We start from the raw sequence: 19,232 nt of genomic DNA, 5'->3' as shown, positions 1-19,232 counted from the left end.
GTCAATCTGCCATCGCCACCAAGGCCTCTGGGTCGTAGGCGAGGCGGATCGTGGTGCCGACCGGAATGTCGTCGGCGCCGAAGTCGTTGGTCTCGGTCACCGACAACGGCTTTTCCAGCCCTGGTATCTCGACGATCAAATGGGTGATCTCGCCAAAATAATGGCGCTCGACCACCTTGCCGGCGACCTCGAATTTTGCCGTCGCATCGTCCCACAGAACGCGCAGGCGCTCGGGCCGGATGCCAAGCGTCGCGGCGGCGCCATTGCGCACAAAAGCTTTCGGCTTGTCGGTCTTGACGCGGCCGAAGCCCAGCGTGTCGAGCACCAGCGAGGCGCCGTTCTCCTCGACGATCTCCGCTTTGACGAAATTCATGCCGCCGAGGAAGTCGGCCACCTGGCGATTGACCGGCCGCTGGTAGATCTCCTTCGGCGATGCGACCTGCGCAATCATGCCGCCGAACATCACTGCGATGCGATCCGACATCGCCAGTGCCTCATATTGGTCGTGGGTTACCAGGACAAAGGTGATGCCGACCGCCTGCTGCAGGCGGCGCAGTTCGACCTGCATCTGCTCGCGCAATTTCTTGTCCAGCGCCGACAGCGGCTCGTCGAGCAAAAGCACTTTTGGGCGCATCACCAGCGCGCGGGCCAGCGCCACGCGCTGGCGCTGGCCGCCGGAAAGCTCGGTGGCGAGCCGCTTGCCGAGGCCGGTCAGCGACACCTGGGCGAGGGCTTCCTCGACGCGGCGCCTTTCCTCCGTGCCGGCCAGCTTCAGCCGCTTCAAGCCATAGGCGACGTTCTGCTCGACATTGAGGTGCGGGAAGATGGCGTAGCTCTGGAACACCATGTTGGTCGGCCGGCGGTTGGCGGGGATGCCTTCCATCGGTTGGCCATCGACGGAGATCGAGCCGCTGGTCGGGTTGTCGAAACCGGCAATCATACGCAACAGCGTGGTCTTGCCGCAGCCGGACGGGCCAAGCAGCGAAAAGAATTCGCCCTCTCTGATGGTCAGCGAGGCGTCGTCCAGCGCCTTGAACGAACCATAGCTGCGCGTGACGTTGCGGATCTCGATCATAGAGCGCTCGATTTGGGGCCGCTCAGGCATGGAGGCCTCCTTCGTTCTGGGTGCGTCTGGCCGCGCGGCGGCGCAGGATTTCGGCGATGGTCATCAAAAGAAACGAGGCAACCAGCAACAGCGTGCCCAGCGCCAGCACGCCGGGCAGTTTCGCGGCGAAACGCAACTGGCCCCAGATATAGATCGGCAGTGTAGCCTCGGTGCCGGTCAGGAAGAAGGCGATGAGGAACTCATCGAGCGAAATGGTGAAGCAGACGAGCAGGCTTGAAATGATCGCCGGCGCCACCATCGGCAGCGTCACCCGCCGAAACGTGCCGAAGGCGCTCTCGCCGAGATCGGCGGAGGCTTCCTCCAGGCTGCGGTCGAAGCCCTCGAAGCCGGCGGTCAGCACCGTCATTGAATAGGGAACGCAGACCAGGACGTGGCCAAGCACGACGGTGAACAGCGACAGGCTCAAACCGAGTTGCAGGATCACCAGTAGCAAGGAGATGGCAACGATGATTTCGGGCAGTACCAGCGGCGCCATGATCAGGCCGTTGATGGCGCGGCGGCCGGGATAGCGGTAGCGGGTGATCGAGCGCGCGGCGAGGATGCCAAGAACGGTCGACAGGATGGAAGCCGATACCCCGACGACCAGGCTGTTCCAGGTGGCGTCGAGCAGCGCCGGCGTGCGCGGCAGGTCGTGGTACCATTTCAAGGTGAAGCCGGAGAGCGGGAATTTCGGCGTCGCGGCGGTGTTGATGGAGAAGATCGGCAGGAAGATAACCGGCAGATAGAGAAACACGACGTAGAGGAACGCATAGGCCGGCAGCAATCGGCCCGGCAGCAAGCGGCGCATCGCCGTCATCGCGCCGGCCTCATCGCGCCAGCCTCATCGTGCCAGCCGCTGGGCGGCACGGATGATCAGAACCGTGGCGCCTGCGATCAGCGTCACAACCAGCATCGTGGTGACGGAGAGTGCAGCACCCAGCGGCCAATTGGAGGCCTTGCCGAATTGCGCCTGGATGGCATTGGCGATCATGACGCCGTCTTTGCCGCCGACAAGCTTCGGCGTGACGTAATCGCCGACCGTCGGGATCATGACGATCAGCGCTGCCGAAATGATGCCGGGCGCCGAAAGCGGCAGCGTCACGCGCAGGAAGGAACGGACAGGGCCATCGCCGAGGTCCGTGGCCGCCTCGACCAGCGTGCGGTCGATTTTTTCCAGCGAGACGAAGATCGGCAGGATGGCGAAGGCTGCCCAGGCGTGGGTCAGCGTGATGATGACGGCAGTCGAATTGTAAAGCAGCGCGGTCGACGGCTCGTCGATGATGCCAAGGCCCATCAGGCCGGAATTGAGCACGCCATTATAGCCGAGGATGACCTTCCACGACATTACCCGCAGCAAATAGCTGGTCCAGAACGGGATGGTGATCAGGAACAGCCACAGGCTCTTGTGGCGGCCGCCGTGGAACGAGATGAAATAGGCGATCGGATAGGCGAGCACGACCGTGAAGAAGCTCACCGTCAGCGAGATGTAGAGCGAGCGCCACAGCAGGTCGCGATAGATCGGCTCGGTCAGCGCGAGGCGGTAGTTTTCAAGCGTGAAGGTATGGTCGACAGTGAGGTAATTCTTCGTCCAGAAGGAGTGCGCGATGACCGCCAGGATCGGCAGCACCAGAAGTATCAGCGCGTAGACGAGGGTCGGGCTGATCAGGGCAAGGCCCTGAACGGGTTCGGATTGCAGAAGGGCATTGCGCCTGGCCCGCGTCATACCGAAAGCGGGCGACCCTTCCGCGGCCGCTGTCATTGCAGGCTCTCGGGCAGGGTCCCCGGCGTGATTTCGGTTGCTGGCGCGGACTGTCCTGCCATGCGGCATCCCATTGCTGGAACCGGCTATCTGTACCCACTTTTATGCCCAGGGCGCAATCGTGCTCCGAGCTTGCCGGCTTTCTTTCATCATGAGCGCATCGGCGGATTGAAATCAAGCGCTATTTCTGCAATATTGATTGAACGGCCATTCAAAATTGACGAAGAAAGCCGAGCTTTCCTGGAGTGTGGACTAGCTCTGTGTCTGTTGAATTGCGGCATACAATGCGAGGCGACGATGGCGGCGGTAAGAGATGTCACTTCGACCGAAATGGCTGGAGCCGGCGCTCAGGATGCCGTCGAACTGGCCAAGCGCCATCTTGTCCAGCCCTGGCCGTTCGCCGGCTCGGTCGGCGCGGAGGCACGCGCCCTGATCGGCGCGGGCGAGGGCATATATATCACCGATGCCACCGGCAAGAGGCTGATCGACGGGCCGGCCGGCATGTGGTGCATCAATGTCGGCCACCGTCGCGAGGAGCTCGCCAAGGTGATGTACGACCAGGCGATGGCGCTGTCCTACAACACGCCGTGGTACACGATGAACGCGCCGTCGGCGGAACTGGCCATGCGCATCGCCGGCCACGCGCCGGGCGATCTCAGCCATGTTTTCTTCACCACCGGCGGCTCCTCGGCGGTCGAGACGGCGCTGCGCTTCATGCAATTTTACAACAATGTGCGCGGTCGCCCGGAAAAGAAGCTGATCCTGAGCCGGGGCGGCGCCTATCACGGCTCGACCTATCTGTCTGCTTCGCTTAACGGGCGTCCGCGCGACCGTGACTGGATGGACGGCGCCGACGAGCTGGTCGTCAAATTGTCCTCACCCGATCCGTTCCGCCGTCCGAAGGGCATGAGCGTTGCCGCTTTCACCGATGCGCTGGTCGCTGAATTCCGCGATATGGTCGCCCGTGTCGGCGCCGACAGGATCGGTGCTTTCGTCGGCGAGCCGGTGCAGGCGTCGGGCGGCGTCATCGTGCCGCCGGAGGGCTATCTCCAGCGCATCCGGACGATCTGCCGCGACAACGACATCCTCTATATTTCCGACGAGGTGGTGACCGCCTTCGGCCGGCTTGGCCATGTCTTTGCCTCCGGCGAGGTGTTCGGCATCGAGCCCGACATGATCACCTTTGCGAAAGGGGTGACCTCAGGCTATTTCCCGCTCGGCGGCGTCATCCTTTCGGAACGGCTGCTGGAGGAGCTGCGCCGCTCGAACCATCCGGACGCCATGTTCGGCCATGGCCTGACCTACACCAGCCATCCGGTCGGCTGCGCGGTGGCGCTGAAGAACCTCGATATTCTGGACGAAAGCGTGCTGGCCCATACGCGCGAGGTCGCGCCCTACTTCCAGGCGCAACTGAAGACGCTGGAGGAATTGCCGCTGGTCGGTGAGGTGCGCGGCATGGGGCTGATGGGCTGCGTCGAATGCGTCGCCGACCGCGACAGCAAGGATCCACTGCAGCTCGACAAGGATGTCGGCAAACGCATCGACGCGCATTGCCACGAGCTCGGCCTGTTGGTCCGGCCGCTGATTAACATGTGCGTGATGTCGCCGCCATTGATCATCACGCGCGAGCAGATCGACGACATGGTGTCGATCCTGCGCGAAGGCATTTCGCGCACGATGGACGATCTGCGCCGGGAAGGCGTCTGGCGGGGATAAGCGTTTATCGCCGGCAATCTCGCCATTGCTGACAGCGGTCGTTCGCGCTTACGATGTACGGCAGGGCCTCGATCGCCTGCATCTGGCCGCATCTCTGGGAAACAAACATTGACCGACCTATCGGACCTGTTCGGCCTCGCCGGCAAAACCGCTTTCATCTCCGGATCGAGCCGCGGAATCGGCTTTGCCATGGCGAAGGCGCTGGCGAGCGCCGGCGCGACGGTGATCATCAATGGGCGGGACGAAGACCACGTTCAAAAGGCACTCGGATCGTTGGCCGAATCCGGTATCCAGGCGATCGGCTCCACCTTCGACGTGACCGTGGCTGAAGACGTCGAGCGTGAAATCGGCAGGCTGGAAGCAGAGCGCGGCCCGATCGATATTCTCGTCAACAATGCCGGCATGCAGCACCGCGCGCCATTCGCCGATTTCCCGCTCGACATGTTCGACAGATTGATGCGGACAAACCTTTACAGTGCATTCTATGTCACCCGGCCGGTGGTCCGCTCGATGATGGCCCGCAAGACCGGATCCATAATCAACATATGTTCGGTGCAAAGCGAACTGGGGCGTTCCTCGATCGTGCCATACACGGCATCGAAGGGTGCGATGAAAATGCTGACCAAGGGGCTTGCCACCGAGCTTGGCCCACACGGCATCAGAGTCAATGGTATCGGCCCAGGCTACTTCCGGACAGAACTGAACGAGGCGCTGGTGCAAGACGCCGAGTTTTCGCGCTGGCTGGTCGGGCGCACACCGCTGGCAAGGTGGGGCGAAGTCGACGAACTGGGCGGCGCCGCGATCTTCCTGGCTTCCGACGCATCGAGCTTCATGACGGGCCAGATCATCTATGTCGACGGCGGCATGACCGGCTCGGTGTGAGCGCGGGCGTCGCGGTCGCTGTTGGGGCACGATCAGGGCGCCGCGCCGCCATCCTTTGGCTAGCTTCGGCGACCCTCATCTCGACACGTCCAGCGCTGCTGAACATCCCTTAGACGATGGCTCGGTCCCAGCCGCCATAATGCGCAGCGCTGCGCGTGCCGCGCGGCAGGCTGAGCCCGACCAGCAGCGCTCCGATCGCCAGATTGGCGAGGCTCGCCGCCGCACCGCCGGCGAGGATAAAGGGAGAGAGGGCGATCCAGGCTCCAAGCGCGATGTTCAGAAAGCGGACGGCGCGCGCCACTTCGGCCATCGCCGTAACGGCGACCATTATGACCAGGCAGCCGGTGACATGGTCGCTGAAGTAGAGCGGCGGGCTTGTGCCGAAGGCGAGCGGCGTGATCATCAGCAGGGCGCCGGCGAGGGTGCTGGCGACTAGGGTCCATGGGAAGTTCACACCGCCGGTGACGAAGTCCCGCGCCACTTCCGACAGCGGCCGGTCGAGATCCGGCGCCGGCGTCTGGTCCTCCGAAAGTGCCGGGCCTCCGCACCAGAATGTGCGCCAGAACGGCTCTCCCGCCTGTTTCGCACGCCAAAGATACTGGCAGCTCGCCAGCACCTCGTCGACCGAATAGGGGATGAGCACGACGGTGACGGCAGCCTGGACGATGCAGAGCGTGCACAGCGCTCCGATGAGCGGCGGCTGGATGATGATGAAGCTGACGCTGACCACGCCGAGCGGGACGACCAGCAAGCCGAACAAAAGCACCATCCACGGCATCGTGCGCCAGCGGCGGCGGTCGCCGATCGCGCCGGCGAGAATGTCCAGCGCATAGGCAAAGGCGCCCAGACCGGCATCGGCGATCGGAAAGCCCTTGGAGACCCAGGAGGTGACCACCGCCTCGCTGCCATTGCCGGCCGGCGTTTCGCCCGGGCCGAAGAACGGTTCCCAAAGGCCATCGATATGGCCAAGCTGATAGGCAGCGAGATAACGCGAGACGAACAGGCCGACAAAGGCGAGGCCGATTATGGGAATGCGCTGGGTGAAGAGCGAGGGCGAATAGCTCCAGCCGAGCGGCCGGTCGTCATCGGCGGCAAGGGCACGCCGGCTGATACCCGGCGTTGGCGGGACCATCACCGCGAACGCGACGATCAGCATGCCGGCCAGCGTGTCGGTCGCGTAGGCTCCGGCGCTGGTGGTCCAGAACAGGAGCGGCGCGAACATCACCCAAACCCCGATCGAGGCGGTGATCCATTGCAGCCCGTGCCAGCGCCGGCGCATGCCTACAAGCGCCAGCGACAGGATGGCGAGGCCGGATACGATCTCACTGATGCCGAGCCTGCCGTCGCGCGTCTCCGGCGAGGCGATCTCATGTCCGAGCGCCGGCGGAATCGGTGCTGAAGCGGGATCGAACAGGCCGAGCGTGAAGGGCGACGCCACGAGCCACAGCCCGATCGCAACATTGGTCAGTGGCGCCCAGAGCGTTGCGGTGGCGTTCGGTTTCCGCCTCGACCTCGTCGTCCGAGCGCTCGAGCGGACGCTGCAGCCGTTCGGCGGCCTGGTCGAGCTCGGGCGCGGAAGCGGCGACCGCCGATGGTTCAAGCTTGTTCTTCTTGTACCAGTCGGTGGGATCCGCCTTCAGCCGCCGGATCATTTCCGGCAAGGTAGCGGTCAGGCTGTGCCGCGGCTTCCAGCCAAGCAGCCTGGCGCGGGAGATGTCGATCTCGTAGTGATCGTCGGCGTTCTCGATCATCCATGGCTTGATGTCGGTCTCCTGGTCGAGGACCTTCTCCTGCATCCAGGCGCCGAGCTTAGTCACCTCCTTGGGCAGGGACAGGGTCCGCCAGGTCTCGCCATGCAGGAGCCGCCCAATCTGCTTCTGCATCTCGTCGTAGGACGGCGTCTGCTCTTCGCCGATCAGCAGTACGGTCTCGTCGGGAAGCTCGCTGCGCCGGTCGACGGTGCGCACTACGGCGTCGACGAGATCGTCCAGATGGAGGTAGGGCTGGCCGGTGGTGATGTCGCCGGTGAAAAGATAGGCGGTCGGCATGCGCTCGAAAATGCGGGCGATCTGCTGGGCGATGAAGGCGGCGTGGCAATCCTCGTCATAGACACCCGCCAGTCGCAGGATCGCAACCTTGATGTCGCCGTGCTCCTTCAGGATCAGTGTCTCGGTCTCGGCCTTCGATCTCGGATAGGCCCAGGCCGGATCGATCGGCGATCGCTCGTTGATCTTGGCGCCCTTCGCCGGGCTCGGCGCATGCACCAGCAACGTGCTCGAAAACACGAACTGCTCCGTCTCGAGCCCCCTCAGCGCGTTCAGCAGCCGGCGCGTTCCCTCGACGGTCACCGCGCCGTATTTCGGATTATCCTCGCCGGTCGTGTCGTAATAGGCCGCGAGATGGATCACCGAGGCAATGCGGCCGCCACTCCGTTCGCGCACCTCGGCCAGCGCCTTCGCCGCGCTCGTATCCGAGGTAAGGTCGATCTCGATCGTCTCGACGCCGGGCAAGGACCGCCTGGCAACATCAAGGCCGATGATGTCGTGGCGCTCCGTCAGGCCGCGAGCGATGGCCTGGCCCAGAAACCCGCTGCTGCCTGTGATCAGGACGGTGGGACGGGTTTTGCCGGTCATGGCGAATCTCCTTGGCGGTAGCGAGATGAAAGGGGCCAAATGCTTTCAGTCGCACACTCGGAACCATGTTCGTTGAGAACGGTTCCCGATGAGGTGGCATCACGGAATGGATGCGCGCGGCGATCCGTCAGACCGACTGCCATTCGCTCCGGCGGATTGCATTCGTGCACAAGTGCAGGACGACTGCCATTGGCCTACCGGTCGCGAAGTGCAGCAGTCAGAATGTCGATCAGCAGCTTGCCGCAGCGACGATCTGGATCGCGGTCGGGATCATAGATCGTCACCTCCATCCCAATCACGCGTGAATCATTGCACCATGTGCGAAGAGCTTCGACGGCTTCGTCGGGCAAGACACCGCCGGCTTCCGGCGTATCGACAGCCGACATGATCTCGCTGTCCAGCACGTCGACATCGAAGTGAACGAATACACCCTCGACGTCCTGCCCTGCGACCGCGTCAAGCGCTACGCGTGCAGCATCGGCGACGCCGCGCCGCCGCACTTCAGCCAAAGCCATCCGGTGAACATCGGTGTCGAAGACGGCCTTGGACGTGTAAGTCGCGGGGTCCTGCACATCGCGGTAGCCGAATGCGACCACGTCGGCCTCACGGAACAAAGGAGTGTGCTCGCCGAAATCGGTCAGGAGCTTCGGTCCATGGCCGGTCACGAAGGCCAAATCCATGCCCGCGGCTCCCTTTGAGGGCGACGTATCCGGCAATTTGAAATCCGTGTGCCCATCGAAAAAGATAAGGCCGTAGCGGCCACGACGCCGTAGCGCGAGCGCGGGGCCAAGCAACACGCTGCAATCGCCGCCGAGTATGAGCAGGAACCCTCCCGAGTTCAGCTCCTCGCCGACGCCTTCGGCAAGCGTCTCGGAATACTGGCGCAGCGCCTGGGCATTGCGCACGCCCGTCGCAGGGTCCACCTCAGGCCGATAGGGCGGAGCCCGAACCGTGCGCAACGGACCGGCGCCCAAACGGTTGGCAAGACCAAGCGATTGAAGTACCTCCGGCGCCTTCCATGCGCCGGGCTCCGGCTCACCCTCCTGCGGCATCAGCCCAAGATTAGAGGGCGCGCCGAGCAAAGCGATATGTCTCGCCTGAGGGGTGGTTCGTGGCATTGTCGTGCTGGCTACTGAGGACATGATCAGAGTTCTCCGCGTTGTGGGCAATAGGCATCTGCTCAAGAAACAGGCTGCGCTTTCCTCCCGGTCTCCCGTCGACTTTGCCGCCGAGTACCTCCGGGGCCTTGCCGCCGAGTACCTCTGGGTCGGTGTTACGCGTAAGGGAACATTTCGAGCGAAGACGTCGATGTTGTCCCGCAGATGCAGTCACTGATTCGCCTTGGGCAGCGGCACCGTCCCACGCTGCAGGAGCGGAGCTCGATACCGGTCGTTTGGGCCATATCGGGTTTCCTAGAGCCGAACTGCCATCTTTGAACTATGCGTGGTGTGCCCGCGTTCTGGCGGCCTTTTGCGCCGCCGCCTTCCTTCCGCTGGCGCCTTTCGTCTCGGCGGCTTTCTTTGCGGCTGCGGAACGCTCCTCAGCCGTCCGGCGCGAGGCCGCACGCTTTGCCTGCTGCGCCAGCGCCTCGTGCGACGCTGTGCTCTTCGGCTCGTGCTCGAGCACCTTGGAGACGGCTTTCGAGACCCGCGGGCGGCGTTTCGGCGTGCGTTCGCCCTGGCCGGCCTCATAGGCGTATTCGGCGCTTTTGCGCGTGCTCTCCTTCACCTTGCCCTTTTTGGGCGGGGGCAGGTCTACGCCTGCGCGTCTCGCCTCGGAAAGCCCGATGGCGATAGCCTGCTGGGTCGAGCGCGCGCCGTGCTCGCCGCGGCGGATTTTATCGATCTCCTCGTGCACGAACTCGCCGGCCTGCGTGCTCGGCGATTTGCCCTCGCGCTTGTCCTTTCGGGCCTTCTCGATGGTTTTCTTGTCCGGCATTGTCTTTCTCCCAACTAGGGGTTGCGACAGCCATTTGGGTTGCAGCTGCGCGCTGTTTTACGAGGACCTTAACGCGTTGAGGACGCAAATGATCCCGGGACTGGTGATCCAACCTCCAGCTGTCAGGACGTGGACGCCGATCTGTCCGAAATCAGATGGCGCAAGAACCATCGGCTCGCGAGATCCGCGACTTCGTCCAGCGCTGCCATGGGCGAAGAGCACAAGGCCGCGGGCATCCGGGGTAACGAAAGATTGCCCTCGTGCGTGATAGGCCCCGCGGGAACATGCACGACGTGCTCGCTATCCCGGTCCATATCCACCTCCGCTATGTCGATCTGGTGCCAGGCGCCGGACCCGCACTCGCGTGCCCAGCCAATTCCTCTTCGGAAGCGGCAGGTTTGTCGGAAGCGGAAGGCTTGGGCACGGACCTGGCGAGGAGCGCGCGGACCTCTTCATCGCTCGTCTGTGAGAAATCCACGTACCACCGCCCGACACCGAGCAGCGGCTCTGGTGTCGTCGCGCAAACGACCTCGTCGGCGTCCGCCCGCATCGCGTCGCAAGTGTCGGGGCTACCGACGGGAACGGCCGCGACGATATGGGCGGCGTGGTTTTTTCGCAGCGCCTTGATCCCGGCCCGCATGGTCGATCCGGTCGCAAGCCCGTCATCCACGAGGATAATGGTTCGTCCATTCAACTGCGGTGGGGGTCGCCGGTTCCTATAGAGGTGCTCGCGGCGCAGAAGCTCTTTTTCCTCCTTTGCGGCGACCGCGTCGATGACATGTGGCGGGATCGCGAGACTGCTGACGATTTCGTCGTTGAGGACGCGTACGCCGAAGGGCGCGATCGCTCCCATGGCCAGCTCCTCGTGACCGGGGACGCCGAGCTTGCGCACGACGAAGACGTCGAGCGGTGCCTTGAGCGCCTGCGCGACCTCGTAGCCGACCGGCACGCCGCCTCTGGGCAGCGCCAACACGGTTACGTCGTCGCGCCCGGCAAAGCGAACGAGCTCTCCGGCGAGTCGCCGCCCGGCCTCGCGGCGATCTGAAAAGATGATAGCCAGGATCTTCAATCCGCGTGCATCTGTTTTTCCGGTGGATGTTTTTCACCAGCCTGCGGCGACATCCCGTGGGATGGCGGCGACGCCGGTTACCGTTTTGGAACTCGCTCGCTGCCTGGACGTTCCAAGAATAGTTTCGATCGCGAGGTGCCGGTACGTGCATTGGCGCGGGATCGAGAGGATAGCGATCGCAGCCTCGTCCGGCCAGCTGGCAATCTCGCGATGCGCGGCAACAGCGCCTTTGGCAACTTGTTGCCTCAGCAATCAGAGAGAGGAAATATCCCATGCAAGTTCAGGAGATCATGAGCCGTCGGACCGAACTGGTCGGCCCGAACACGACAATCAGGGATGCCGCCCGGAAAATGCGGGCCGACAATCTCGGTGCCCTTCCGGTCGGCGAGAATGACAGGCTGGTCGGCATGGTGACCGACCGCGACATCGTGATGCGCGGCGTCGCCGAGGAGCGCTCAGCCGGCAACACGACCGTTCGCGAGGTCATGTCCGAGCATGTCTATTGGTGCTTCGACGATGCCGATATCACCGATGCGGCGAAGATCATGGCCAAGCATCAGGTGCGTCGTCTTCCGGTGATCAACCACGACAAGCGCCTCGTCGGCGTCATTGCCTTGGCCGACCTCGGGCGGACCGATGAGGAAGCCGCCAAGATCGCTCTCGAAGGCGTTTCCGAGGCGACGGACGATCCCCGGCGCTAGACGCTCGCCCTGAGCGGTTGCCGCCGTGCTCGCCGCTCTCCTTCCACAGGGGCTGAACGCCGCCTGATCAGGCAACCTTCAGTTTGGCAACTATCGCGCTTTCACTTCTATGCAGCGTGTTTTGTCCTTTGCAGCGGGATTCTTCGGAAGCTCGACAGCCAAAACGCCGTTCCTGAAAGTGGCCTGCACCTTATCGGCATCGATCTCCGTTTCTCGGGGGATGGTCCGCTGAAATCGGCCATAACTGCGTTCGCTGTAAGTGCGGCCACCGTCGCCTTCCTTGTGCTCCGAACGCTTCTCGCCCGTAATGGAGAGGGTGTTGTCGCGCAGCTCGAACTCAACATCCTTCTGCTCGAGCCCCGGCAATTCGGCGGTGACCTTATAGGCTTGGTCTGTTTCGTATACGTCGACGCTCGGCCAAAGACCGCCGGCCGTAGTCGCTTCGGCCATTGGCGCAAAGAAGTCGTCGAACAGGCGATCAATCTGCCGGTGAAATGACGTGAGCGGGTCTCGCGCGGATGGGTAGAGGCTGCGCGATGGCGTCCTGGGCGCCAAATCGTGATGTGCCATGGTTCTTCTCCTGTTTTTCGTGTCTGCATCACTCGTCGCCATGTGATCGGCGACGGCAAATAAAACTCGTCCGCCCAGGAGGATGTTCCGAGCGCGCCGGCCAAGAAAGGCGGTCGAAAAAACAGCGGCAAAAAGCCGGCCCAAATTCCTTCATGACGGGACCTCCGACAATGAATGCGCGTCAGATGCCCATCGGGGAACAACGGGCAGGTACGGCTGTTTGGTCACATCGGGCGTAGTCGGATTTGAACGGAAGGAGGATTTCGATGAACGCCACCGGACTCGACGTATTCGACAAGACGCTGCAGACCACCAACACCTGGCTCGACGAGATCATGGACGAGATTGGACCGGATCGGCAGGTCGACTGGCACGTTCTCGGCGCGGTGCTGCACGCGCTGCGCGACCGTATGCACCCGGACCTTGCAGCCCACCTCGGCTCGCAGCTGCCGATTCTGGTGCGCGGCGCCTTCTATGACCAATATCAGCCTTCCAAAGCTCCCGAGAAGGTGCGGTCGCTCGACGAGTTTCTGGCCAAGATCAAGGCGGAGCTGGAATTCACCCGTCCGGTCGATTCCAAGGATGCCTTCAGGGTCGTGTCCAAGGTGCTCGCCCATCACGTCGGAGAAGGACAGATGCACAAGGTCTGGGAATCCCTGCCAGGAGAGATCAGACGCGTCGCCGAAGCTCAACAAGCGGCGTGAACGGCGCCGGCGCGGGTTTCTCGGTCGCAACCTCCTTGGGGAAATAGCAATGCCACTTACCCTTATCAGCCCGGCGTTCCCGGCAGGCGGAACAATTCCCGAAAAATATGCGCGTGACGGCCAGAACGTCTCGCCGCCGCTGAAGTGGTCCGGTGTTCCGGATGGTACCAAGAGCCTTGTTCTTGTCGTGCAGGATCCCGATGCACCAAGCGGGGTTTTCGCGCACTGGGCGGTCTTCAATATCCCGCCGGATGCCGGCGGACTCGCCGAGGCCGAAGACGGCAAGCCCGGCCCGTCGGCACTCAGGCAAGGCACCAACGATTTCGGCAATGCCTATTACGATGGTCCGCAGCCGCCTGCAGGGCACGGCGTCCACCATTACCACTTCCTACTGGCCGCGCTCGATGTGCCGAGCCTCAGCGTACCAGGACAGGCGGGCGTGCATCAGGTCTGGAAGCAAGCCCAGAAACACGCATTGGAGGAGACGGAGTTGGTCGGAACCTACGAACGGCCGGCGTGACGCGGGCCGCGCCGATCGCCGCCTTCACAGTGGCCGCCTTCACAATGTAATCTGGGCAAGCGGTTTTCGGGCAGGGCCGTGGATGACCGAACCGTCGGCGGCGAAGATCGAGCCGTGGCAGGGACAATCCCAGGTGTGGTCCGCATTGTTCCAGGTTACGGTGCAGCCTTTGTGGGTGCAGGTCGCCGAAACCGCCTGGAGTGCGCCTTCGGTGTCTCTCCAGGCCGCAATCTTTTCGTCTCCCCTGACGATCACGCCACCCATGCCGGGCGCAATGTCGTGGGTGCTCGAGACGATCGATTGACTGCGGCCATTCTTGTGGAAGTCCTCGGGATAGGGCCGCGCCGGATCGTAGAGTTTTTGCCATGGGCTCGGGCGGGCGCAGATCAGGTCGGCTATCATCGTGCCCACGGCCGTTCCGTTGGTGATGCCCCAGGCGTTAAAGCCCGTGGCAATGTGGAAGCCGGCGGCCTTGGGATCGGGTTCGCCGGCGTATGGGATCCTGTCGGCCGTATCATAATCCTCATTGCACCAGCGCCACGCGACGTCGCCGACCGGAAGGTTCTTTCTTGTCCATTTTTCCAGTTCGACAAACCGCTTCGCCACGTCGCCATCCCAGCCGGTGTTGAATTTGGGGCCAAGCGTGACCAGCAGTGGACCTTCGGCATCACGGCCTGTGCGAATGGAATGCGTCGGCTCGTCGATGCCGATGAACATGCCGTCGACAGGGAGGGGATCATCGGTCCGAAAGGCCATCACGGTGTGGCAGCGCGGTTGCGTCCGGTTCGCCATGCCGACGGGGCTCTTCACCGTCATGTTGGTGGAGACGACGACGTGCCCGGCATCAACGGCGCCGCCATCGGTGACGACGCGCCAGCGGCTTGCTTCGTCGATCGAGGTGGCGCGGCTGTTTTCAAAGATCCGACCGCCACGGGCCGTCACCGCTTCCGCCAGACCAACCAGATACATCGCCGGATTGAACTGCGCCTGGTCGGGGAACCGTAATGCCGCGGCCGTTTCGAAAGGCAGCGGTGCGCGTTCGAGAACCTCGGCCTCTAGCCCGACCTGGCGCGCGGCCTCCGCCTCGGCCGCGACCTCCGCGCGCCGGCGATCGTCGCAGGTGTAGGTATAGGCTTCCTTGCTCTCGAGATCGCAGGCGATGGCGTAGTTGTTAACCCAATCGCGGATTTGTCGGGCGCCGGCGGAATTCGCATCGGCGTAGACCTGGGCCAACTCCCGGCCGACAGTGTCGATGAGATGACGATAGATCAGCGTATGCTGCGTGGTGATCTTGGCCGTCGAGCGGCCGGTCACCTGGCCGCCCGTGCGCAGGCCTTCGAGGACGACCACCGATCGGCCCGCCTCGCAAAGCCGAAGCGCCGTCGTCAGCCCGACAATTCCAGCCCCCACGACAACGGCGTCCGCATGGATCGAACCTTCGAGCTGGGGATAGTTCGTGGATCTGGCTGCCGCCACCCAACAGCTTCCCGGTTTTCCCAAGAGAATGGCCATTTCAACCGCGTTCCTTGCGTCTCGGTGCACTTCCATCGACAACCGCGCCGGCAGAGGAACGTTCCCGAGCTTGGTCGCTTTCAATCATTGTCTCGCCGCCCCGGGTCAGAAAAGCACCAGGAAGATGTGAGGTGCAGGCCATCACCCACGTGATCGCCTCGCGGTCGTATTCGTCGCCGGAGCGCCAGTCCTCGAAGAAGGCGTTCAGCCTATCGACACGCCCCAGCCAGATACCGGCGGCCTGCAGGCCGAGCGAAACGCCGTAATTGGTGAAGGCGAACTTGGTGTCGCCCAGCCATGGCGCACGGCTGAAATAGCCGGGCGGGTCGACCCATATCGTTTCCAGGGTTCGCAGGGAACGCCTCGTCTGGGCCTCGGCCCACGGCTCGTCGGGAAAGAAATGGGCGAGCCACAGCATCATGCCGAGGCCGAGGTCCTGCTCGATGTCGAGGGTGCGCCAATCGCGCTGCATCAGATCACGCATTTGCGCGATCTCGGGCGCCAGTGCGTCCTCATCGAGCGTCCGGTAAGAGACGTAGCCGTCATAGGCATCCATGCTGCCGAGACCGTAGCCAGGATATGGGCTGCTTAGATCCTCCTGCATCTTCCAGATCACACCGCGGCCGGGGACCACAAATGCCGGGTGAATGTCACGCGCCAGCGCAATGCCGCGCTTGCGGTATTCCGGCTTCAGATCGCCGAGGCGCGCCAAGGCGAACAGCCACATCGCGAGATAGTGGAAGTACTGGCCGTCGCGATCGGCCGCTTCGCCGATCCTCAGTCCGCGCCGGCGGCCGAGCACACGCTCGACATCGGCGACCAGCCGCTCGGCCGCGTCCAGCCAGCGCTGTTCGCCAGTTTCTGTGTAAAGCGAGACGTAGAGCACGACCCCGAATGCATCGGTCCACAGATATCGCAAGCCGTTGGGCCAGATGCCTTCGGCGCGCATCGAGTCGAGTTTTCGCAGGACGTAGTCGACGTCACGCAGCATCGTGCCAAAGCCCGAACTGGCCGAGCCGGCCGATGTTCGGTGTCGCGCGATTGTGAGCATGCAGAATTTCGAGCATGTCTCTCCTCCGTTGCTGTCGATCTGGCCAGATACCGCGAAACGATCTGATCGGCGGCAGGTTCCTTGGCGCTTTCAACGGCGCGACCGGGAACCCTCCGCCTGGTCATAAGTTTGCGAATTGGCCTTGGACGGTGCGGGGACCACGTGGCCCGAACTCATGCCCGGACTGGCCGAGCGGAGCAGTACAGAAAGCGACAATCGCGCGAACAAGACAAAGTGCACTGTCACCGTATTTGTGTTTTGGAAGTCAGTTGCCGCGTCTATTTTTCCACGGAACCTTCCAGCGAGAGCATCGTAAACAACGGGATGCGGGAGGTTGCAGCCTTTCGATCGAGGAGGCAAAATTGCGACACCGCCAAGTCAAAGTTAACGGAGACGCTATTTTCTTTCGCGAGGACGGCCCGGCCGACGCTCCGGTGCTTCTGCTGCCGCACGGCTATCCCTGCTCGTCCTATCAGTTTCGAAGGCTGATGCCTGGACTGGCAGATCGCTGGCACACGTTCGCGCCGGATTTTCCTGGCTTCGGTTACAGCGCCACGCCCGACATGGCTGCATTCGGCTACGATTTCGATGCCTATGCCGGGTTTCTGGCGGCTTTCGCTGACGCGCTCGGCCTATCCCGCTATGCGCTGTGGCTGCACGACTATGGCTCGCAGATCGGATTGCGCCACGCCATCGCCTATCCGGAGCGCGTTGCCGCGCTTATCATCCAGAACGGCGACATCTACGAAGACGTGCTCGGCCCGAAATACGCAGCCATCAAGATGTATTGGAACGACAAGACGTCCGAGAAGCATCGCCCGCTGGAAGATGCGGTCAGCGAGGAGGGCTTCCGGCACGAGTTCATCGGTGAAGTTGGCGAGGCCGTGGCCGAGCGCGTGCCACCGGATCTGTGGAAACTCCATTGGCCTCTGATGGACACGCCAGCCCGTCGGCGGCTTGCGGTCGGCCTGATGGAGAAGCTGGAGGGGAACCTCAACTGGTTCCCGAAATACCAAGCTTATCTGCGCAAACGGCAACCGCCGACACTGATCGTCTGGGGTCCCGAGGACGGCTATATGCCGGCCGCATCGGCCCGCGCCTACAAACGCGACTTACCGCAAGCTGAGTTCCACCTCCTCGATGGCGCCGGCCACTGGCTACTGGAAACCCATTTCGATGAGGCGCTTGCGTTGGTGCGCGACTTCCTTGCACGCGTCCACGGCTGATGACCGATGCATCCCTCGGGTAACCTATTGAAAGCATGGTGAACCGACCGGTCTGTGGCGAACCAGTCTCCGTTTGATTTCCTGCTAACAGGCAAAAAGCAGGATATTTGTGCGAAATGCGCGCTTTGGGCGGGCAGAACATCAATATCTTGTAGCGATGTCAGCTACTTAGTGGGAGATTTCCTGCGCGAGGCGTCAGGGAATATCGACCAGATTTGCGTGAATATTCGCGGCCGCCGGTGAATTAACAGGGAAATCCGTTGTCGTTATGTGGGATGCGATTGCCGTTAGCTGGGATCGAATGTTCGTTATCCGGGAACGCGCTGCCGTCTTGCGGAAAATGAACGCGCAATAACGGTTCGAATCGCGCTTGCGAGGGAATGCAATGCTCTCACCCGGAAAGACATTGTCATAGCGCGGGAGGCGATTGTCGACTCGCAAGAGGCTATCTCAAGGCGATGAGCAGTAACCGACGGCGGGGGTGAATAGGGGTATTTTGCTGACTTGGCCGTTCATGAGACGCAGAGTGTAGTTTACGATATCTCGGTTCTGGATCGAGGCCCGGCTTTGATCTGATGGACCTAGGCCGCTCGCCGTCGATCCGGCCAGTTGTTAGGTCCGCCGCTTCAACGAACTAGCTGAGCTGAGCTTAACGATTCGGTATTGATTTGAGCGTTTCGAACTCGATCAGGTCGAGGGTAGCTGTGGTGACCTCCTCTACTCGCACGCGATGCACACAGTAGACGCCACCGGGATTGTTCGGCTTGCACAAGTTGGGAGCAGCGCATTGGCAGGGCAGCCGAGGCGCCACGATCCGATGCGGAACTCCGAGCGGCCCCCATATGTCCGGCGGTGTCAAGCCGTAAAGGCCGACGACAGGAGTCCCTACTGATGCCGCCAGATGCATGGAACCACTCTCATTTGCTAGAAAGATAACGGCGTCGCCAAGCAATGCCGTCAGTGCGACTAGCACCCCGTGCCGGGTCAACCTCGCCGTCGGGAAGTACCGACCGGTGCGGAACCAAGCGGATTCACGCTTGTCGGCAGCGGACGCCGGCGGTGGCGGTCTGCACTCGAGCAGGCTCCCAATTAGCGAGACAAACGTCCAGAGCGGAGGCCAATCTTGGCACGCGACTTCGCCAGCCTGAACGACCGCTCTCCTCGGCTTAGTCAAGCATACCTACGGAATGATGCGCCTGGCCGGTGACAAATGAATCTCTGCTGGACCGCCGATGATATGGGGAGGCGCTCGCAAATCGCGCCCTACGCGCGGGTTGATCGGTGGAACAACATCAAAGCTTGAATATGAGAAATGCGCTAACTGTGACGGCGGTGGTCACCGTGGCTCGAGTGTCAGCAGATGTGGTAAGGTTGAGTGTCGGCGAGTAGCAGAGGTCCAGCAACAATGACTTTGAGGCGAACCAGAGCTTACGGCGCATCCGGCTTGGCTCTAGCGGTTTGCACTGTGTTTGCTTGGCAGAACGCCACTGCTGCTCACAATTGCCACGCAGCCGCGACGCCTGGCGTTAATTGGCACGAGTGTGACAAGAAGCTTCTCATCCTAGAAGGACAGGACCTGAGCGGGGCGAACCTGTTCGGTGTTGATTTCACTTCGACCGACCTCAGGAACAGCAATCTCCTTGCGGCAAATCTTGAGAAGGCAACGCTTGTGCGTGCTTCCCTGGCCGACTCGACCGCCAAAGGCGCCCGGTTCGACAGAATCGAGGCCTACAGGACCGACTTCAGCCGTATGGACGCGCAGGGCGCTGTGTTTGCGAGCGCGGAAATGCAGCGCTCGAATTTCCAGGACGCCAATCTGACCAATGTTGATTTCACAAAGGCAGAA

17 protein-coding genes and 1 pseudogene are annotated in these 19,232 nt (G+C 62.5%); 7 read left to right on the top strand and 11 right to left on the bottom strand.

What is annotated here, in order from left to right:
- Position 1 precedes the first annotated feature (1 nt).
- The 3 genes from X760_RS63100 to X760_RS63090 are packed head-to-tail and all read right to left on the bottom strand — an operon-like array spanning position 2 to position 2,864.
- Complete coding sequence (locus tag X760_RS63100; RefSeq protein WP_023720899.1) at positions 2-1,075, bottom strand: ABC transporter ATP-binding protein; 1,074 nt, start codon at positions 1,073-1,075, stop codon at positions 2-4.
- Positions 1,076-1,097: 22 nt separating this feature from the next.
- The gene (locus X760_RS63095; protein ID WP_023720898.1) at positions 1,098-1,922 is read right to left on the bottom strand and encodes an ABC transporter permease; all 825 of its coding nucleotides are present in this window, start codon (positions 1,920-1,922) and stop codon (positions 1,098-1,100) included.
- Between the two features lie 24 nt (positions 1,923-1,946).
- Positions 1,947-2,864, bottom strand: coding sequence for an ABC transporter permease (locus X760_RS63090; RefSeq protein WP_031194527.1), 918 nt, complete (start codon positions 2,862-2,864; stop codon positions 1,947-1,949).
- 297 nt (positions 2,865-3,161) lie between these two features.
- Here X760_RS63090 and X760_RS63085 point away from each other — a divergent pair, with 297 nt between their 5' ends.
- The gene (locus tag X760_RS63085) at positions 3,162-4,580 is read left to right on the top strand and encodes an aminotransferase (RefSeq protein WP_023720896.1); all 1,419 of its coding nucleotides are present in this window, start codon (positions 3,162-3,164) and stop codon (positions 4,578-4,580) included.
- A 108-nt stretch (positions 4,581-4,688) separates the two neighbouring features.
- The gene (locus tag X760_RS63080; RefSeq protein ID WP_031194526.1) at positions 4,689-5,462 is read left to right on the top strand and encodes a glucose 1-dehydrogenase; all 774 of its coding nucleotides are present in this window, start codon (positions 4,689-4,691) and stop codon (positions 5,460-5,462) included.
- 109 nt (positions 5,463-5,571) lie between these two features.
- Here the strand turns inward: X760_RS63080 and X760_RS63075 are convergent.
- From X760_RS63075 to X760_RS63055, 4 genes and pseudogenes are all read right to left on the bottom strand, one after another.
- Positions 5,572-8,095: pseudogene (locus X760_RS63075) on the bottom strand (NAD-dependent epimerase/dehydratase family protein).
- Between the two features lie 194 nt (positions 8,096-8,289).
- Positions 8,290-9,177: an arginase family protein gene (locus X760_RS63070; protein WP_198030528.1), complete on the bottom strand. Its 888-nt coding sequence runs from the start codon at positions 9,175-9,177 to the stop codon at positions 8,290-8,292.
- Positions 9,178-9,532: 355 nt separating this feature from the next.
- Positions 9,533-10,033, bottom strand: a complete 501-nt coding sequence (locus X760_RS63065; RefSeq protein ID WP_023678569.1) for a DUF6496 domain-containing protein — start codon at positions 10,031-10,033, stop codon at positions 9,533-9,535.
- Between the two features lie 325 nt (positions 10,034-10,358).
- Positions 10,359-11,102, bottom strand: a complete 744-nt coding sequence (locus X760_RS63055; protein WP_245278664.1) for a phosphoribosyltransferase — start codon at positions 11,100-11,102, stop codon at positions 10,359-10,361.
- A gap of 272 nt (positions 11,103-11,374) precedes the next feature.
- Here X760_RS63055 and X760_RS63050 point away from each other — a divergent pair, with 272 nt between their 5' ends.
- Positions 11,375-11,803 carry a CBS domain-containing protein gene (locus tag X760_RS63050; protein WP_023677862.1) on the top strand — a complete coding sequence of 143 codons (429 nt, stop codon included), beginning with the start codon at positions 11,375-11,377 and terminating at the stop codon, positions 11,801-11,803.
- A gap of 90 nt (positions 11,804-11,893) precedes the next feature.
- On the opposite strand, the gene X760_RS63045 is transcribed toward X760_RS63050, so the two are convergent.
- Complete coding sequence (locus tag X760_RS63045; RefSeq protein ID WP_023720890.1) at positions 11,894-12,373, bottom strand: Hsp20/alpha crystallin family protein; 480 nt, start codon at positions 12,371-12,373, stop codon at positions 11,894-11,896.
- A gap of 266 nt (positions 12,374-12,639) precedes the next feature.
- Between X760_RS63045 and X760_RS63040 the strand changes: the two genes are divergently transcribed.
- Positions 12,640-13,077 (top strand): DUF2267 domain-containing protein, encoded by a 438-nt coding sequence (locus X760_RS63040; protein WP_023720889.1) that lies wholly within the window; start codon positions 12,640-12,642, stop codon positions 13,075-13,077.
- Positions 13,078-13,126: 49 nt separating this feature from the next.
- Positions 13,127-13,597 (top strand): YbhB/YbcL family Raf kinase inhibitor-like protein, encoded by a 471-nt coding sequence (locus X760_RS63035; RefSeq protein ID WP_023720888.1) that lies wholly within the window; start codon positions 13,127-13,129, stop codon positions 13,595-13,597.
- 39 nt (positions 13,598-13,636) lie between these two features.
- On the opposite strand, the gene X760_RS63030 is transcribed toward X760_RS63035, so the two are convergent.
- Together X760_RS63030 and X760_RS63025 are read right to left on the bottom strand one after the other, a co-directional pair.
- Complete coding sequence (locus X760_RS63030) at positions 13,637-15,109, bottom strand: FAD-dependent oxidoreductase (RefSeq protein WP_023720887.1); 1,473 nt, start codon at positions 15,107-15,109, stop codon at positions 13,637-13,639.
- A 1-nt stretch (position 15,110) separates the two neighbouring features.
- Positions 15,111-16,160 carry a hypothetical protein gene (locus X760_RS63025; protein WP_245278663.1) on the bottom strand — a complete coding sequence of 350 codons (1,050 nt, stop codon included), beginning with the start codon at positions 16,158-16,160 and terminating at the stop codon, positions 15,111-15,113.
- 362 nt (positions 16,161-16,522) lie between these two features.
- Here X760_RS63025 and X760_RS63020 point away from each other — a divergent pair, with 362 nt between their 5' ends.
- Positions 16,523-17,386, top strand: a complete 864-nt coding sequence (locus X760_RS63020) for an alpha/beta hydrolase (RefSeq protein ID WP_245278662.1) — start codon at positions 16,523-16,525, stop codon at positions 17,384-17,386.
- A 649-nt stretch (positions 17,387-18,035) separates the two neighbouring features.
- Here the strand turns inward: X760_RS63020 and X760_RS75090 are convergent.
- Entirely contained in the window at positions 18,036-18,359 is a 324-nt protein-coding gene (locus X760_RS75090) for a glycosyltransferase family 9 protein (RefSeq protein ID WP_245278661.1), read from the bottom strand.
- Between the two features lie 432 nt (positions 18,360-18,791).
- On the opposite strand from X760_RS75090, the gene X760_RS63015 reads away from it, so the two are divergent.
- The coding region (locus X760_RS63015) for a pentapeptide repeat-containing protein (RefSeq protein WP_031194523.1) at positions 18,792-19,232 on the top strand (441 nt) is incomplete at its 3' end.

The organism is Mesorhizobium sp. LSHC420B00 (assembly GCF_000503055.1).
In the GTDB taxonomy this organism is placed as follows: Bacteria; Pseudomonadota; Alphaproteobacteria; order Rhizobiales; family Rhizobiaceae; genus Mesorhizobium.
Note: the sequence above shows the minus strand (reverse complement) of the source record. Positions and strands in the feature narration are given on the sequence as shown.

Bases quoted from the DNA above. Each gene is read 5' to 3' on its own strand.
- X760_RS63030 (WP_023720887.1), bottom strand. From the start codon at position 15,109: ATGGCCATTCTCTTGGGAAAACCGGGAAGCTGTTGGGTGGCGGCAGCC.
- X760_RS63100 (WP_023720899.1), bottom strand. From the start codon at position 1,075: ATGATCGAGATCCGCAACGTCACGCGCAGCTATGGTTCGTTCAAGGCG.
- X760_RS63095 (WP_023720898.1), bottom strand. From the start codon at position 1,922: ATGACGGCGATGCGCCGCTTGCTGCCGGGCCGATTGCTGCCGGCCTAT.
- X760_RS63035 (WP_023720888.1), top strand. From the start codon at position 13,127: ATGCCACTTACCCTTATCAGCCCGGCGTTCCCGGCAGGCGGAACAATT.
- X760_RS63040 (WP_023720889.1), top strand. From the start codon at position 12,640: ATGAACGCCACCGGACTCGACGTATTCGACAAGACGCTGCAGACCACC.
- X760_RS63045 (WP_023720890.1), bottom strand. From the start codon at position 12,373: ATGGCACATCACGATTTGGCGCCCAGGACGCCATCGCGCAGCCTCTAC.
- X760_RS63050 (WP_023677862.1), top strand. From the start codon at position 11,375: ATGCAAGTTCAGGAGATCATGAGCCGTCGGACCGAACTGGTCGGCCCG.
- X760_RS63085 (WP_023720896.1), top strand. From the start codon at position 3,162: ATGGCGGCGGTAAGAGATGTCACTTCGACCGAAATGGCTGGAGCCGGC.
- X760_RS63025 (WP_245278663.1), bottom strand. From the start codon at position 16,160: ATGCTCACAATCGCGCGACACCGAACATCGGCCGGCTCGGCCAGTTCG.
- X760_RS63090 (WP_031194527.1), bottom strand. From the start codon at position 2,864: ATGACAGCGGCCGCGGAAGGGTCGCCCGCTTTCGGTATGACGCGGGCC.
- X760_RS63065 (WP_023678569.1), bottom strand. From the start codon at position 10,033: ATGCCGGACAAGAAAACCATCGAGAAGGCCCGAAAGGACAAGCGCGAG.